17 protein-coding genes and 1 pseudogene are annotated in these 17017 nt (G+C 40.7%); 10 read left to right on the top strand and 8 right to left on the bottom strand.

Annotated features, from left to right (window positions below; genetic code table 11):
* Positions 1–3: 3 nt before the first annotated feature.
* Genes prfA through RIC88_RS17390 form a run of 3 tightly spaced genes read right to left on the bottom strand, consistent with a single transcriptional unit; the run spans position 4 to position 4741 of the window.
* Positions 4–1074, bottom strand: a complete 1071-nt coding sequence (prfA, locus tag RIC88_RS17380) for a peptide chain release factor 1 (RefSeq protein ID WP_350218841.1) — start codon at positions 1072–1074, stop codon at positions 4–6.
* 56 nt (positions 1075–1130) lie between these two features.
* Entirely contained in the window at positions 1131–4139 is a 3009-nt protein-coding gene (locus tag RIC88_RS17385) for a PKD domain-containing protein (protein ID WP_350218842.1), read from the bottom strand.
* A gap of 29 nt (positions 4140–4168) precedes the next feature.
* Positions 4169–4741, bottom strand: a complete 573-nt coding sequence (locus RIC88_RS17390; RefSeq protein WP_350218843.1) for a DNA-3-methyladenine glycosylase I — start codon at positions 4739–4741, stop codon at positions 4169–4171.
* Between the two features lie 73 nt (positions 4742–4814).
* On the opposite strand from RIC88_RS17390, the gene RIC88_RS17395 reads away from it, so the two are divergent.
* Positions 4815–5894 carry a hypothetical protein gene (locus RIC88_RS17395; RefSeq protein WP_350218844.1) on the top strand — a complete coding sequence of 360 codons (1080 nt, stop codon included), beginning with the start codon at positions 4815–4817 and terminating at the stop codon, positions 5892–5894.
* Complete coding sequence (locus RIC88_RS17400; protein WP_350218845.1) at positions 5891–6715, top strand: arylamine N-acetyltransferase family protein; 825 nt, start codon at positions 5891–5893, stop codon at positions 6713–6715. Before RIC88_RS17395 ends, RIC88_RS17400 begins: the two co-directional genes overlap by 4 nt.
* Before the next feature lie 30 nt (positions 6716–6745).
* Here RIC88_RS17400 and RIC88_RS17405 read toward each other — a convergent pair whose 3' ends face one another.
* Genes RIC88_RS17405 through RIC88_RS17415 form a run of 3 tightly spaced genes read right to left on the bottom strand, consistent with a single transcriptional unit; the run spans position 6746 to position 8396 of the window.
* Positions 6746–7141, bottom strand: a complete 396-nt coding sequence (locus RIC88_RS17405; RefSeq protein WP_350218846.1) for a TerB family tellurite resistance protein — start codon at positions 7139–7141, stop codon at positions 6746–6748.
* Positions 7142–7155: 14 nt separating this feature from the next.
* A complete protein-coding gene (locus RIC88_RS17410; protein WP_350218847.1) occupies positions 7156–7575 on the bottom strand; it encodes a TerB family tellurite resistance protein in 420 nt (139 codons plus the stop codon).
* Positions 7576–7634: 59 nt separating this feature from the next.
* On the bottom strand, positions 7635–8396 hold the full coding sequence (locus RIC88_RS17415; RefSeq protein WP_350218848.1) for an SDR family NAD(P)-dependent oxidoreductase: 762 nt from the start codon (positions 8394–8396) through the stop codon (positions 7635–7637).
* Positions 8397–8563: 167 nt separating this feature from the next.
* On the opposite strand from RIC88_RS17415, the gene RIC88_RS17420 reads away from it, so the two are divergent.
* The gene (locus tag RIC88_RS17420) at positions 8564–9760 is read left to right on the top strand and encodes a sodium:calcium antiporter (protein ID WP_350218849.1); all 1197 of its coding nucleotides are present in this window, start codon (positions 8564–8566) and stop codon (positions 9758–9760) included.
* On the opposite strand, the gene RIC88_RS17425 is transcribed toward RIC88_RS17420, so the two are convergent.
* Positions 9761–10078 carry a Rieske (2Fe-2S) protein gene (locus RIC88_RS17425; RefSeq protein WP_350218850.1) on the bottom strand — a complete coding sequence of 106 codons (318 nt, stop codon included), beginning with the start codon at positions 10076–10078 and terminating at the stop codon, positions 9761–9763. It lies immediately after the preceding gene.
* 91 nt (positions 10079–10169) lie between these two features.
* On the opposite strand from RIC88_RS17425, the gene RIC88_RS17430 reads away from it, so the two are divergent.
* From RIC88_RS17430 to RIC88_RS17460, 7 genes and pseudogenes are all read left to right on the top strand, one after another.
* Positions 10170–11249 (top strand): aminotransferase class V-fold PLP-dependent enzyme, encoded by a 1080-nt coding sequence (locus tag RIC88_RS17430; protein WP_350218851.1) that lies wholly within the window; start codon positions 10170–10172, stop codon positions 11247–11249.
* 23 nt (positions 11250–11272) lie between these two features.
* The gene (locus RIC88_RS17435; RefSeq protein ID WP_350218852.1) at positions 11273–11401 is read left to right on the top strand and encodes a hypothetical protein; all 129 of its coding nucleotides are present in this window, start codon (positions 11273–11275) and stop codon (positions 11399–11401) included.
* 311 nt (positions 11402–11712) lie between these two features.
* Positions 11713–12066 carry a hypothetical protein gene (locus RIC88_RS17440; RefSeq protein ID WP_350218853.1) on the top strand — a complete coding sequence of 118 codons (354 nt, stop codon included), beginning with the start codon at positions 11713–11715 and terminating at the stop codon, positions 12064–12066.
* Between the two features lie 808 nt (positions 12067–12874).
* A complete protein-coding gene (locus RIC88_RS17445) occupies positions 12875–13567 on the top strand; it encodes a hypothetical protein (protein WP_350218854.1) in 693 nt (230 codons plus the stop codon).
* The gene (locus RIC88_RS17450) at positions 13557–14324 is read left to right on the top strand and encodes a sensor histidine kinase (protein WP_350218855.1); all 768 of its coding nucleotides are present in this window, start codon (positions 13557–13559) and stop codon (positions 14322–14324) included. Before RIC88_RS17445 ends, RIC88_RS17450 begins: the two co-directional genes overlap by 11 nt.
* Positions 14325–14349: 25 nt before the next feature.
* Positions 14350–14697, top strand: a pseudogene (locus tag RIC88_RS17455) (response regulator); the annotation flags it as partial.
* 75 nt (positions 14698–14772) lie between these two features.
* The gene (locus RIC88_RS17460) at positions 14773–15009 is read left to right on the top strand and encodes a response regulator transcription factor (protein ID WP_350219162.1); all 237 of its coding nucleotides are present in this window, start codon (positions 14773–14775) and stop codon (positions 15007–15009) included.
* A gap of 461 nt (positions 15010–15470) precedes the next feature.
* On the opposite strand, the gene RIC88_RS17465 is transcribed toward RIC88_RS17460, so the two are convergent.
* A complete protein-coding gene (locus RIC88_RS17465) occupies positions 15471–16931 on the bottom strand; it encodes a M28 family peptidase (RefSeq protein ID WP_350218856.1) in 1461 nt (486 codons plus the stop codon).
* Between the last annotated feature and the right edge of the window lie 86 nt (positions 16932–17017).

The raw sequence follows: 17017 nt of genomic DNA on the forward strand, positions 1-17017 counted from the left end.
GGGCTACTCTGCCTCTTCTTTCATTATCTCCGCATTTTCTGCTATTCGCAGCTGCTCGATAAATTCATCGATATCCCCATTCATGACATTTGGCAAATTGAAAACCGATAGCCCTATTCGGTGATCGGTTACCCTTCCCTGTGGATAATTATAGGTTCTGATTTTGTCCGATCTATCTCCCGAACCCACCATACTTTTTCGCTGGCTACTGATTTCTGCATTATGTTTTTGTAGCTCAATTTCATAAAGACGAGAGCGTAATACTTTCAACGCTTTGTCATAGTTGGCATGCTGGGATCTTCCGTCCTGGCATTCTACTACCAACCCTGACGGAGCATGAGTTAATCGTACAGCTGATTCTGTTTTGTTGATGTGCTGGCCTCCCGCACCGGATGCCCGAAACGTGTCTTTTCGAATATCCCCCATATTCAACTCAACATCTACCTCCTCAGCTTCCGGTAGTACGGCTACTGTAGCTGCCGATGTATGTACTCTTCCTTGCGATTCAGTAGCAGGCACTCGTTGAACTCGATGAACACCGGATTCAAACTTTAACTTGGCATAAACATCCTCACCCTCTACGGAAGCGACAATTTCTTTGTATCCTCCGGCACTTCCTTCGTTGAAGTTAAGCACCGAAAAACTCCACTTCTGATCTTCGGCGTACGACTTGTACATTCTAAAAAGATCTCCTGCAAAGATGGATGCTTCATCACCACCTGTTCCGGCACGGATTTCTAAAATGACATTTTTACTGTCATTCTGATCTTTCGGGATGAGCATGAATTTGAGTTCTTCCTCCAGGGATTCTATTTGTGGCTCCAACTCATCAATTTCTGCTTTTGCCATTTCACGAAACTCGGGATCTTTTTCAGTACTCAACACCTCCTTGGCATTTTTCATGTTGCTTTTGGCTTGAGTGTAAGCCTTGTACTTAACAACAATTTTTTCAAGGTCTTTATATTCCTTGTTCAGCGTGCCGTACTTCTCCATATCCGTAACAATGTCCGGCTGAACAATAAGCTGACCCACCTCTTCAAAGCGGTGCTTTATTTCCTCGAGTTTCTCAATCATCCTCTGTATCTGTTTGCAAGGGCAAAGTTACCGCGATTAAGTGTTTTTGCTAACCGCTATTTTTTGACGATTTTGAATGTGTGTAATTCGCCTGATGTTGATTTTGAATGAATGAAATATATTCCCTTTTGAAGTGCGGATAGGTCCAGCTGACTATTGACAATTTTGATCCGCATAAGCCGATTTCCACCAAGGGAATATACCTCAGCTTCTGTTACCTCAAAATCAAAAGTGATTGTACCGAATGTCGGGTTTGGATAAACATTTAAGCTCGGCCTTTCCAGACCAAGTGGCTCTACCATGATCACCTTTGTTTCGGAATCAGTATAGCTACCGCTGGTTACCGTAAGCGTTACGTTAAAAAGACCGGACTCTTCAAAAGAATGTGTGACATTTACCTCCTCGGCTGTGTTTCCATCTCCAAAATCCCACAAATAGGTAACTTCTGCTTCCGGCAATAATGAGGCTGAACCATCAAACTCTATAGGTTCATTGATTTTATAAACTTTATCAATAACATCAATATTTGCTACTGGCTTCACAACTGTTCCTTGATTAAACTTTCCGGTAAACACACCCCGACCATGAGTGGCTAATGCAATGACACTATCAGATTTTCTTATTTGCATCATATCAACCCGGACATTCGGAAGCCCATCGTTGTAAGACTTCCAGCCTTCTTCTTCTATTTCAATACTCTCCAATCCCCAAACACCAAGCTCAGTTGCTATGAGCACTTTATCGCTATCATAAGGGTTGAACTTCGCATCACGCACGGGAATATCTGGTAAATCGCGCTCAATATTTTGCCAGGTTGTTCCTCCATCGTTTGTATACCATACAGAGGTCACTCCATAGTTGGAAAAGCTTACTAAAATCTCATCGTTGGAAGATCCTATATCGACTCCCGAGATATAGCCAACAGGCAGTTGATCATCGTCGATTTTTGTTGCTGTTGGTGAATATGGAAGCCCAGTTATCTTGTAGACATCCCCCAGCTGATTCCCCAATATCATGGTAGCATCCAGTTGGTCATCATATGGTGAAATTTTGAATGCAGAAAAAGCTACTGTGCTGTTTGTACCAAGCTTGATAGTATCACGCGCTTGTAGGCCAAGCATGTCTTTACCAAGCGGCTCATTCACATTGATAATCCCAAGTGTGTCTAAAAATCTTCCCTCAAGTCCTGTGTTCAGTGCTTCATATCCACCATCAACAGCCATGTTTACATACAAAAGGTTAGAGCGGTCATCATATGCACCAGGGTTAATAAAAGTCCCTGAATTTAGACCATAGAAATAACCTGAATTACCAACCCAAACATTATAAGCATTTGATTGGGAGGAAGTAATGCGAAGGTCTGGGTCATCACTATCAAAAAAACAATAGGCACCATCTCCTCCTCCTATCATGCTGCTATAAGTAATGCTACCGCTTTCTGTGGTATGGGTGCTGTTGTCTTGCGATCCTGCAAGTACTTCCATATTTCCTTTCTCAGGATGGAGGGCAATGGTATAATATTGGGTGGTCGCTAATGAATTGTTGATATGGCCGAAAGTTGGATAGGTGTTCAATCGTGCTCCCTCGAGTGTGGCAAAACCTTTAGTAAGATCAGAAGTATATTGAACCCCTCCATCTGTGCTTACAACTAATTCGTCAGAAGAACCTGTGAATAAAAGTGAATGAACATCTGCGTGAACGAAGTGTTTCTTAACGCTATCAATATTACTTAGTCCATAGTAGGGGATCAGATAGTCAGAAAAATAGTACATAGACGCCCAGTCACTTAAACGAACCCAGCTAAGGGATCCAGCTTCCCGGGCATTGGATAGTGCGTGAACATCTAGTCCACCAACCACCAGGTGATTGTCATCCGATGGATCAACGCTAAATGCAAGCGCATGCCATGGAATAGAAGCCCAGTTTGATGGTGGGCCATCCAAATCAACCCAGTCTGAAGCCCCGTCTTTATACATCATTCTTGTTGCTCCTCCCCAGTCCCTGATTTGATCAAAGTTGTTAAGCCACCCAGCGGTTCCAACAGCATATACCATGTCTCCGCCGGAAGTAATCCTCATTCTTCCGGGGTGTGCCTCCAAACCATAATTGGTCAACAATTCATCTGTGATATTTACCGCAAATCTGTCTTCAACATCCCAGTTTACCCCGTCTGAAGAAGAAAGGATGACTCCTCCTCCTTTTAATTCCAGGTTTCTCATAGTACCAACATACAAATCGCCATTGGGTACAAGCTCAATATCGCTGACAGTATACGGCACTGAAGAGCCTACAATATTAGGCAACACCTGAGTCCATGAGCTACCGCCATCCGTAGATCGGTAAAGGCCATCAGATGGGGAAGATCCAAAAACACTTCCCTGATATATACCAGATGCTACACCTGCATAAACTACACTAGTCCCATCTTCATCCCTGACAACAATATCATTTACGTATTGGAAGTCGGATGTTGAGGATAGCAGCGACCATGTACCTCCTCCATCAGTTGATTTGTAAATTCCAACTCCAGAAGAAGTCGATTCCCGGTAGATATTTACAGATGTAAAGGACTCCCCGGTTCCTACATAAAACACCTGAGAGTTATTGGGATCTGATACAATACTGTTTATAGAAAGGCTTTCCCAGTCGTCAGAGACAGGAATCCAATCTGCATTATTTCTAAAGTTGGGGTTATACCATAATCCCCCTGTGACCGCCCCGAGCCATAGTTTATCTGAGTTATTCGGGTCTATCATAATAGCCCTGGCTCTTCCTGCAATCTCAGTATCTACCTGAGTCCACTGAAAGTCTCTGTTAGCTGCGCCTCTTGCTGATTTTCTGCCCCGAATTGTTTCTTTAATGTTTCTCGTTGGTATTTCACCCGTAACAGGATTCATTGTCATTAGCGCATCCCTGAAAGCAGACTTTTCAGGACCATCCAGTTTATATCGGTTGTGCTTTGAAATATTTGACAAATAAGCTTCTTCAGAAGATTGGTTGGTTTTTACAAGAACTGCTAAAGCAAAAACTGCAGCTATTGCAGCAGGGAATATTAATCTTTTCATATTTGGAATAAGGTGAGCTTACATTAAAGTTACTGGTTTATTAATTCTGAGTATCGAAAGCAATCAACCGTGTGATCGTTTACCAAACCAATTGCTTGCATATGGGCATATATGGTGGTAGAGCCAACAAACTTGAATCCTCGTTTTTTTAAGTCTTTCGATAGCACATCTGATTCATTTGTGGTCACTGGTACTTCCTTCATTGTTTTCCATTGATTCACGATTGGACGACCATTTACAAACTGCCAGATGTATTTATCAAATGACCCAAATTCATCTTGCACTTCAATGAAGCGCTTTGCATTGTTGATTGTGGCTTCAATTTTCAATCGGTTTCGGATAATAGAGGCATCTCGTAATAGGTCCGCTACCATTCCTGTACCATATTGTGATACAGTGGTAACATCAAAATCGGCAAATGCCTTGCGATATCCTTCACGCTTCTTTAGTATAGTAGCCCAACTAAGTCCCGCCTGTGCGCTTTCCAAGACCAAAAACTCAAAATGTTTTTTGTCATTATGAACAGGAACGCCCCATTCCTCATCATGATATCTCACATATTCTTCAAAAGAGTTTGCACACCAGCCGCATCTTGTTTTCATACTTATCCAGTTATACTAAATTGGGTCACTATTGAGTTGAGGTTTATAAAATTAGCACTTTAGTTTTCAACCTATGAAGGGATTTTTTCTCGTACTTCTTTATTTTTTATGCCTTTCAGTGATTGGCCAAACGCCCGTCTATGATTTCGTTTCATTTAACAGAACACTAAAGTTGCCGGAAAATCTAAACAGTGAGCGAAGTGCTGTTGTCTTTTCGGTACCAAATAAAGCAGGCGATTTTACGGAAGTTGGCGAGTATGAAGGAATGTTGTCACGGGTTCATAAAGGATTTGTTACGATGGGAATTGATGCCATTTTCTATCTCAATGATGTCAATCTTACTGCAAGCAACACCGCTCGCCTTTCCTATGTTGAGTTGTTCAACAAACGGAAAGTGGAGAACATTATATTTCTAACGCAGAGGAATAATGCTTATGAGATTTTGATAGCACCATTTAGTGGCACCAGCAGGATGATTAAGGATAATTCCGATGTTTTCTATACCGAATCGGATGATCTTTATGGTTTACTTATCAAGGTAGGAAAAGAGGTGAGAAGAGCGGATCAACCCCTCAATAATTTTCTGATTCCGGAAAAGCCTAATTATTTACAAGGGATGTCTATCGTGGAAAACACACTACTAAAGAATTATCCCGGAATACTTCGAAGAAGCAAACTTGCGGTAGAGCGATTTAGTCCGTTAGACTCCACCAATATTGCTGATCCACGAGCGCTAGCCAACATTACAAAATACAATCAGGAAATCACTCGCATGAATAATGAACTTGAAAAAATAATGCAGAGTTATCCCTATGAGTATGAGTTGATAGATCTTATGACTGATGATGAGCTCAAAAGAAACAGGTATCAGTTTCTGCTTAGATCGGTGCAGTCTTCTGCTGTCATTGTAAAACAGATGTTGGACTATGATGTTTTACCAAACGAAACAGGTTTTGTTTCTATTATCCCTGTGATGCCGGATCAAACCCGCGTGAAAACGATTCCAAGAAATGCCATGGTTTATAAATTTTATATTCGTCAAAATATTTCCAAAAATGTTCATGTGGGTGAGTGGGATGCGGATACAACCTGGCAAAACGCACTCCGAAATATGGTTGGAAACCTGACACAAGAACTGAATATTGGCAATTGAATAAGCTGAATTTTTTCCAGAATAAACCTAAAGCATTAAAAATTGATATTAATGCTTATCTCAATCGAATAGGCTTAAAAAGAGAAGAGCCAACATTAAAATATTTAAAGGCTCTGCAAAAAGCACACCTCCTTCATGTTCCGTTCGAAAACCTGGACATTCATTATGGAAATAAGATTGTCCTCGATTACAGACAGATTTTTGAAAAGGTGGTGAATAGAGGAAGGGGTGGTTTTTGCTTTGAGTTGAATGGGCTATTTTATCACCTGCTTTACCATCTTGGGTACAACTGCTACATCATTTCCGGTGAGGTCAAAAACGAGTCAAGCGGCCAGTTTGGAAAAGCTTTTGATCATATGGCCATTGTTGTCTTACTTGATGATGAACAGTGGCTGGCTGATGTTGGATTTGGTGATGGTATCATCTCCCCTTTAAAAATAAAGGTGGGTATTGTTCAAATGGATTATACCCGGTATTGGAAAATTGAAACCGACCCGGATGAAAATTTACTATTGAAAGTTTCTGATGATACAAGCTTGTATAAAACAAAATTGCGGTTCACAACAAAAGAAAGACAGTTGATTCAATTTATGGAGATGTGTGAGTTTCATCAAACATCTCTTGAGTCTCCTTTTACACAAAAAAAACTAGTGACGAAGATCACTGCCAATGGAAGGGTCACATTAACAGATCGAAAACTAAAGATTACCGAATTGGGGAAAAAAAGCGATTCGGAGATTTTACACGAAGATGACTTTCTATCAAAACTTGAGCATCACTTTGGAATTTCTTTACATCAGCTTATTCCAAAAAGGACATAAAAAAATCCGCCGAAGCGGATTTGTTTTTTATCAATGTCTGTGTTTCCTAACTTCCCTTTTTAGAGAGGCCACATCCGATGCAATGGCCGGGTCGCTATATATCCTGGCAGAAAGCTCTGAAATCACATTTCGTTTAAAGCCAAGCTTTTCAGCCAACTCCTCGCAAAATTTAATCTCCGAAAGATAGACCTGGCTATCGATTTTCATCAATTGAACGAGATGAAATAAATATTCGAATCTATCGTCTTCTGACATTGTACTGAGAGGTGGTAATGGCTCTGGGTTTTCTACCATGTCATTTATCTCATCTGCACTAATGCCATTGGCCTTTCCAATCATATAGATCAGGTCTCGCTCTTCGCCAGCAAACTCTCCATCGATATTTGCTAACTGAACCAGCACGCTAAGTTTCGCCTTGATGCTCATAATTTTTTAATAGGTTACTTTTTTAAAAATTTATTGGCCTCCTTCATTAAAGCCTCTCTGTTTCCGGTGATTGAAGGATCTCCATAAATCCTGGAAGACATTTTCTTTACTACTTTCTTATCATACCCCAATTTCTCTGCTACCTCTTCGCAATATCTAATTTCTGTTAGGAAAACTTCGCCATCGATCTTCATCAATTGGATTACATCATATAAATAGTCAAACCGCTCTTCTGAAAGTAATCCGTCAAAATTGACCTCACTATTTTCCTTTGTGTTAAGCACCTCGCCTACCAACTCGTCAATTTCCTTTTCTGCTACTCTGTTGGCCTTTCCAATGGTATAGACATAGGATTTTTCCGGTTGCCCGAAATCCCTATCTATGATGGATAGCTGAATCAATGCTTTTAGATGGTTTTTAATATTATTTTCCATTTCGCTGATTTGTGTTTCGTCCTTCTAATTTAGGAATTAATCCCTAAAAAGAAACGCTCTTAATGTAAATAGCTTCCGGCGTTGACATCAAAGGTGGCGCCAGTGGCGTGATCAGCCATTCCACTGGCAATAAACGTGACTAAGGGAGCGATATCTTTAGGCTCGGTTAATCGTTCCAACGCAAGATCACTCTTCGCATGATCTTCACCATACTGCTGCATAAATTCCTGGGACATGTCTGTGCGAACAAAACCCGGAGCTATTACAAAGGCTTTAACCCCTTCCTTCCCATATGATCGGGCGATGGATCGCGTAAGAGATACCAATCCTGCTTTTGATGCGGCATAAGAAATATACTCTGCCTCCTCTCCTCTAAACGCTGCTCTTGATGCAATATTAATAATTCGTCCTGCAGCCTTTCGGCTAATAAAATGCTGAACCGCTTTTTTGCTGATAATAGCAGCCGAGTTAAGATTTACCATCATTGTTTCATTCCATGCTGCCATCCAGTCATCATCCTTTGCATCTATACTTGCCGGTTTAGCCAGTCCCGCATTGTTTATAACTATTTCAACACTCCCCATTTCCAGTGCTACCCTTTCAAATAGCTTGGCTGCTTCATCAGGCTTTGAAAAGTCTGCCTGAAAAGCTTTCGACTCATTGCCAAGGATATGAGCAAGGTTTTCTGCCTCCCTCACATTCTTATTGTAATGAACAGCAATTGTGGCTCCAGCCTCTGCCAACTTGGTAGCTAATGCCTTTCCAATTCCCCGGCTTGCCCCTGTCACTAATATGTTCAAGCCTGATAGATTGATATACATATGATGGTGTTTAAAGGCGAAAAATTAGACAAATCCAGTTTGAAGTTGACTTATCTAGAGATAAAAGATGTCGGAACATGTTTCTCAGAACGAAATCTTTGTTAATTTAGGCCTCTCCAGCTAAAAGAGTCACCGCTTTTAACGAACATGAACGTAATAATTAATCCATGGGCATAATCATTCCCCTTCTCCTCATCACGTTTTGTTGCATAATAATTTGGAGAGCCGGAGATGGCTTTATGACAGCATCCGAATATATAGGTCGAAACCTTTCAGAGGGTGTACGAGGAGCAACAATCAATGCGATTGCCAGTTCAATGCCGGAAGTGTTTACTTCACTTTTCTTCTTATTCGTGCTTACCGATGCAGAGGGTTTTTCCGGAGGTATCGGAACAACCGCCGGTAGTGCCATCTTCAATGGAATGGTTATTCCTGCGGTGGCTGTTTTGGCCGTCATCGGGATGAAAATGACCAAAAAAGTCCAGGTTTCCAGAAAAGTCCTTTTGCGGGATGGGATTGCTTTGATCATTGCAGAGCTGATTTTCTTGGTTTTGATCAGCGGTTCAACCCTACATTGGTATCACGGTATGTTGCTCATGCTCGTATATGTTGTTTATATCTTATACATGTTTGGCACCATGAAAAAATCTGAAAAGAAAGATCTTTTAGAAGGTGGCCAGATAGAAGAAGATGTATTTGAGAGTGATGAAGAACCTCAGGGTCCTTTTTTGAAAGGCTTGATCACTTTCGACCTTGAAAGAGTTTTTATAGGTAACAATAGAATTAGTGGAAAGAGAGCCTGGTCGCTTCTCTTGTTTTCAACACTTGCCATAGCAGCCGTTTGTTATTTTCTTGTTTTAGCGTGCGAATGGATTGGATCCGACACCTACTCTGTTGCTGGAATGGGTGAGTTCAAAGGCCTGAATATCCCGGTTATGTTTGTGGCATTGATCCTTGCATCGGCTGCATCTAGTTTTCCTGATACCATCATTTCTATTAAGGATGCCAAAAACGGACAATACGATGATGCCATCTCAAACGCATTAGGTAGCAATATTTTTGATATCTGTTTTGCGCTAGGTTTCCCGCTTTTCATCTTTACGATTCTGAATGGCCCTATCCACATGCCTCCGGAGCTGGTTGACTTGAGTAGTGAGCTCCGCTTTTTGCTTTGGTTGCTAACTGTGCTTGCTGTGATCATTTTCACGAGTGGAAATTACTTTGGCAAGCGAAAGTCTTATTTGCTACTCAGCATTTATGTGCTCTTCGTGCTCTACATCGTAGGTCGTGGATCAGGCAATGAAATTGCGCAGAGCATAGCTGACTGGTTGGTTGGTGTTGTTAAATTTTTCAGAATCGGTTAATCATTCCACCAGGTAAATTCCATCTGGGTCTGTGATCACTTCATAGATTTGAAGCGACTTGCATCGCTGTTCAGCTTCCTCTCCTGTTTTCATATTGAAGCGATAGGTATGAAGCGGGCACACGATTTCATCCAGATAATTGGTTTTTCCTTTATGCAGGTTTTCACCCATATGTGCGCACGCATTCTGAAATGCGAATATTCGCTCACCTTTCCGCACGATACAAATTTCCTTTCCCTCTGCTCTCACGAGTCGTGGTTCATTGTCATTTAAAACCTCTTTTGCCTTAGCTTGCGATTCGAAAAGCTTAACCTTCATATCGTAAGTTTAAATGATGAAGTGCCAACGACAAAAATTTTTGCTTCAACGGAAGCACGCATATCTCAACTGCGCTTATATGTCTCCATTAATGAAAAAAGTGGAGAAAGCCGGAGCAAAAGGATTGAAAAAGAAACGGCAACCTTTCCATATCTCTGCTGATGATTTTTTTAAAGAAACGGAAGACCTAAGGGTTCTCTATTCGCGGTTAATTGAAAATGACCAGCCGAAGCGAGTAGTAGTTATCCCATCGGTTTCGTATGGATTAGCTAATGTGGTCAACAATCTTCCTTTTAAGGATGGAGAAATTTTGCTCGCTGAAGAGCAGTTTCCCAGCAATGTCTATCCTTGGTTTAAGCTAAAAGAAAAAGGGTTTGAGATAAAAACAGTTTCTCCTTCAGATAGTGAAAAAAGAGGAGAGAGCTGGAATTCAGAGATACTAAATGCAATTAATGCAAAAACCAGAGTTGTTGCAATCGGGCACGTGCACTGGTCAGACGGCACATTGTTCGAATTGCAAAAAATCCGCAATAAACTAGATCAGGTTGGTGGACTGCTTATCATAGATGGTACTCAGTCTGTTGGAGCTTTGCCTTTTAGTGTGAAAGAAATCCGGCCGGATGCATTGATTTGTGCGGGTTATAAATGGCTGATGGGGCCATACTCTATCGGGCTTGCGTATTATGGTGCGGCATTTGACGGTGGTGAGCCGATTGAAGAAAACTGGATCAATAGGCTAAACAGCGAAGACTTCAGTAACCTGGTGAATTATCAACCAGAATATCAGGAAATGGCCTTAAGGTACGAAGTTGGAGAGCACAGTAATTTTATCCTCGTGCCGATGCTTCACCAGGCCATTCGGCAGATATTGAACTGGCAGCCTGATAATATTCAGGTATATACGCAAGAGTTGCTGCGTGAAGCCATTAAGGAATTAACGGAGCTGGGATTTGGAATCGAAGATGAGGCATTCCGAGCACATCATCTTTTCGGCATCCGGTTGCCAAAGACGGTAAGTGTAGATGCACTAAAAGCTTCCTTGACAAAAAACAGAGTGAGTGTGAGTTTCCGTGGAAAGGCTGTTCGGGTGTCGCCACATGTATATAACGACGAAATGGACGTAAGAAAATTGCTCAAAGCGATGAAAGAACCTATCTTCGCATCCAGGTGATCAACTGATTAAAACAAGAGAAAATGAACTTAACAAATCCAGCAGTAACCGAAGGCGTAAACATTTTTGTAAACATCATTATTTTTCTTGCTGCATTTGTGCATGCGCTGATGTTTGTAAACGCCCGAAAGGAAAGTCAGAAAAAGAATTAAATCACGTTTATTCTACGTGATCTCCTTTGTGCTTGCTTACCGCCTTATTGGGTAGAATAAACGGGCAAAGAATTGCCAAAACAAACAGTCCGATAATTATTCCTAGCATTGCCATTTTTTGATCAATTTTTATGTGGAGAGCAAATATAGCTGCTTCTTCAACTTTGATCCACTTTCCGCCTCTTCATTTCCATTTTCAGCCTAAATCTCTACCCACTTTTGGGTATTTTTCAATCCTTTTTCAAGCTCTTCTTTGAATAAAATGAAGTTCACGCTACCATTGTCTCTAACCAACTAAACCTTATAGAAAAATGGCAAAGAAAGACGTAAAGAAAATTGGCAAAACGATGGATAAATCCAAAGCCAAAAAATGGGTGAAGGATTACCAAAAAGCAAATCCTAAAGCAGCGCTGAATGGGTACTTATATGGGAAAGATATCCTGGAAAAATTATGCAGTTATCCTGAATCAGAAGGCATTTGGATATTTAAAGGATTGAATGACAATAACGAAGAGTGTCTGGTCCTTTTTCCGGCTGATTCGGATGGAAATATATTGGATAAGAAGGTAAAATCATTGGGTGCAGCAGGCTTAAAAGATCCGGGGGTTGATGATCCGGCGGATAATGGCGAGCCATGTCCACCAAAATGCCCAGGAGGACTGTAGCACTTAGTAAGGCCACAAATGGATTATTTTTGGAATTGGTATATCGAATTAAATAGGTTCTCTGGAATTTCGGGGTGCCTATTCTTCATTTTAATCGCAAGATCCCTCAAAAATGTTTCTGGGATCTTGTTTTTGCTTCTTTTCACATCCCTTTTGGCTGATAATGCAAATTACTTCTTCGTAAGAATGGTGTATCCAAACGCCATGTTCATTGCTAACACTTGGATGATTATTAACTATTTCCTTTGTGTACTTCTCTTCTTTAGAATCTTGAATAGAAAAAAATTAATTTTCGCTATTCTATTGTCAATATTTATAATTGGTTCCCTTTTATCGTTTATACTAATGTTTGATTATTCTGAATCAAACACTTTTGTGAGTACATTTAGTAATGTAACACTCGTTTATCTTTCCCTCATAGCATACTATGAACTCTTAAAAAAGCCGAGTGTTAATCTTTCCAAACATCCTATTTTTTGGATTGTCACCTCACTTTTTATCTATAACAGTGTATTACTTCTGATAAGTATATTTGACAACTACCTTGTTTTTGGATTGAATATAAAAGCTGAGTCATATGCGGCTGTTTCAATAATAAATTTATCTGCTAACATCGCCAAAAATTTCATTCTCTTCTACGCGCTTGTCCTTATAGATAAAGGCTATCCGAACACCTTAAAGCCGGTAAAGGCATGATTGAGATAATCGTAAATATCGTGGTGTATGGGACTGTGCTTATCTTTGGTGGAGCACTTTGGTTTTTGTATGCCTTTTCGAAAGCCTACCATTCCAAGAATAAACTACCAAATTGACCTCTTCTGATATCTACTGGATTTTTGCAGACCTAAACCGATATTCCGGTGTTCCCGGAGTTTTGTTTTTTCTGTTCTTTATCCGTCAATGGAAGTCAAATGCGGCCATTATATTCTACATCTTATTCGTCAGCTTCATTTTCGATTTTTCCATCTATATCTACATCAAGCATTTTTACCCGAATAGCTACATCGGAAGCAACTGGTGGGTGATTGTCAATTATGGTTTGATGTCATGGTTTTTTGTTCGGGTATTGCCGAGACTCAAAAAGGTCATTACTGTCCTTGCTATAATTTTTGCGCTCACGGCCATTATTTCATTTGGTTTTTTCATGACCTTTCTGGAGTCAAATACCATTACCTGGGTCTTTTCTTCAGCTGTTTTTCTCACATTATCCATTTTAGGATTTAAAGAAATATTAAACAAACCTAAAGGCGAGCTTCTAAAAATGCCGGTCTTCTATGCATTAACAGCACTTTTCACTTACTATGCCCTCACATTTCTCAAAGGGCTTTTTATGCAATACCTCGTGTTTGAGTTGGAAATCACCTCCAGCCAACTCTTTCCAGTCAATATGGTCAACCTCTTTGCCAATACATCAAAAAACTATATCCTTTTCTTTGCTATGGTGCTTTTGCATAAAGGTGTCTATGATCCGATTTTAAATCCAAAGACAAATGGAAAGTAAAGTCATCTTACTGGTTATCATCGGTACCATCGGGGTAATGCTGATGGCATTTTCTGTGGTCTTCTTTGTATTGCTATACAGAAGAAAAGTGCTTGAAAACCAGCTGGATATGCAGGAGGTTAAAACTAAACATCAGCAGGAGATGCTCAATGCGACACTGAAGTCACAGGAATCTGAGCGGAATCGATTAGGAACAGAGCTTCATGATAGTGTAGGGGCTATGCTTTCGTCCATCAAGCTAAACCTGCAGGTAACCAAGAAAAGAGAAGGAGTCGTTTCGCTTGAGCCCATCCTGGGTCATCTGGATGAAACGATTTCCCAGGTTCGCACTATATCTCACCAGATGATGCCCATCATTCTAAAGAAATACGGACTTAAGCATGCTGTTGAAGATTTGTTTGAAAAAGTTTCTTCTGATGAAATTACTGCAAGTATTTCTGAATGGGAAGAGTCCAAACTTGATGAAGAAAATACGTTGATGCTATTTCGTATTATCCAGGAGCTTGTCAATAATTCACTGAAACATGCCCAGGCAAACAATATTACCCTAGGAATCACCACTCAGGAAGGTAAAATGCATCTCTGTTATCAGGATGACGGTATTGGTTTTCCGGAGGGTGTGATTAAAAACAGTGATGGAATGGGTTTGTTGAACATTAAAAACAGAGCTCAGGCCATTCATGCCAGCGTTGATTTTTCTAACCCGGAAACTGGCGGAGCAAAAGTAGATTTGGTAATAGACGCTTCGATTGATTAATTTGTAAGAGTCAACCTAGTGAGAAATGAATCAACCAGAGAAGCTAAACATCTTGGTCACAGATGACCATACCCTATTTCGTCGTGGCACAATGATGCTTCTCCAGTCTTTTCAGGAAGTTGGGGATGTTGCTGAAGCTGAAAACGGCAAAGAAGCACTAGAAAAACTAGAGGATGGAGAATTCAGTCTGGTCTTGCTGGATCTGGAAATGCCGGTCATGGATGGATGAGAAGCTGCCAAAAAAATTGTCTCCAAGCATCCGGAAGTAAAAATCATCATGATTTCCATGCATGATTCCCTCCAGATTATTTCTGATTTAATAGAAATAGGTGTTCACAGCTATCTACTAAAAAATGCGGACCCAGATGAAGTCCATAAAGCCATTGTGTCTGTTGTGAACAATGACTTCTATTACAATCAGTTGGTTTCTAAAGCTCTGCATAAGAAAGTGCAAAAGGATGGACTGGATAAAGGAGTAGCTCGGCGGGCGGATATCAGTCCCCGTGAAATTGAAATCCTGCAACATATCTGTCAGGAGCTTACCATGAAGGAAATTGGCGAAAAACTTTTCCTCAGTGAGCAGACCGTACATACTCACCGCAAAAACCTGATGAAGAAAACGAAAGCCAAAAATGCTGTTGGCCTGGTGAAGTTTGCTTTTCAGAATGGAATAGCAGCATTTTAACCCCTACCCACTTTCGGGTATTCTCCTACCATAATTCAGGTAAAAAAATAGACGCTGTTTTTTATAACAATCTGTTTTTCAGCACCTTATATTCATTGGGTTTTTCCCTAACTGTTTTGGTGTGTTTTATGAATCATGCGAATGCCTAATTTCATATTGTCATTTATTCTTTAATAGATGATATGCTCTTAGGTTGATGGTTAATCTAGAAGATGCCGGGAGTCCAAGGTTTTCGCTTAATCCTTTGGTTTGCCAACTATCTCACTCACATAGTGGACTCCCCGGTATTTTCAATTAAGAAATTCAGTTAGTAAAATCCACACCACTAATCCTGTAAAAAAAAAGGCCCGAAATGGGCCTTTTTTTATTACTGCAAGTCTTCTTCAAGAGATTTCCATGATTCGGACTCCCTTACGGTCATCCTCTCAAGGAATACGGCTTTTTTTCGTTTGAGAGAGTTTCTACTTATACAACACTTTCCCTGTCTCATAATACTTATCGTCTTTCACCCAGAATGGTGCCTTCTTCGCATTCCCGATCATGCGACATGCGTAGACATAGCTTCGAAAAAACTTTTCCAGATATACATAATCCAGGGTTTCAGGATTATCGCCCGGCTGGTGATAATATTTGGTGATCTCATCATCAAACGCGGTAAAACCCATCCCAAAAGTGGGTGCCGGAATACCCTTTGCCGCAAAACGTACATTGTCCGATCGGTCGAATAAATTTTGCTCTGGTGCCGGATCATCTGTCGCTTCCAGACCAAAAGCTTTGCATGCCTCGATAATCATTTCATCGGCCGTGGTTCTACCCAAACCAATAATGGTTGCTTTGGAAGTGTCATTATATCCACCATTATCAGAGTTAAAGCAGTAAACCATCTTATTCAACTCAATTGGTGAATTATCCACGAAATACTTGCTTCCAAGCAGTCCCTTTTCTTCTCCGGTAAACAGCACAAAAAGTGCAGATCGCTTGGTTGGGTTTTGTGCAATACTTTTCGCGGCAGATAAAACAGTAACCGTCCCAACTGCATTGTCTCTGGATCCATTATAAATGCTATCTCCATTCGCATCCGCTTGTCCAATTCCTACGTGATCGTAGTGGGCTGAGTACACAATGAACTCATCTTTTAGCTTTGAATCTGAACCCTCAATATATCCTACCACATTTTGCGAGTTGAATTTTTCATTCATAGCACCACTTATTGAAAGATTAGCATCCCCCTCAATCTTCATATCATAGTCAGAAGGTCGATTCATCCATAAGTGAACTATCTCTTTTCGATCTTCTCCTCCTTCATCAAGTATTATTTGGTCGCCAGAAAAATACCTTACCAGAAAGTTCCATGGAATCTGTGGTGAATTATAAAACTCTACCAAAGCCAACGCTCCCATTTCGGAAACCCTCTTTCGCTTGGCTGCCGATTGGCCAAACCACTGCCGAGGGTTATCGCTTTCGCCATCCCCACAAATCGCAACTACAATTTTACCTTCTAAATCCATTCCTTCAAGATCAGCATCCAACCCATAATTGACGAAAACATATGCTCCTGAGAGGTCTTTGTTGTCTCCTTCCATCATGATAAAATCTTCCGTAAGGTTATATGTTGAATCTCCCAACGCAAGTGTTCCCGATTTAGGTGGTGCAACTTTTTTCATTGGTACATCCTGAAAATAGCTGGTCATGCCAGGAGCCATTTGAACACCATACTCCAGAAATCTACTTTCGATGTACTTTGCTGCGATTTTCAATCCTTCAGAAGGAGTATCTCTTCCTTTAAGTTCGTCAGATGCAAGAAAACCAATATGGCTTTTAATTATCGCCTGGTTTGTGGCTTGCTCGGCCAGCTCCTTGTCTGTTTGTGCCAAGGAAAAAAGTGAGGCAGTGATTAACGTTAGTGATAAGAAGTTTTTCATTGTTAGATATTTTGCCACAAGATAATAGCTTGGTGTTTACCCTCAAACAAAAAAGGTCATCCACCGAAGTGAACGACCAATTTATC

Source organism: Ekhidna sp. (assembly GCF_040220215.1).
In the GTDB taxonomy this organism is placed as follows: domain Bacteria; phylum Bacteroidota; class Bacteroidia; order Cytophagales; family Cyclobacteriaceae; genus Ekhidna.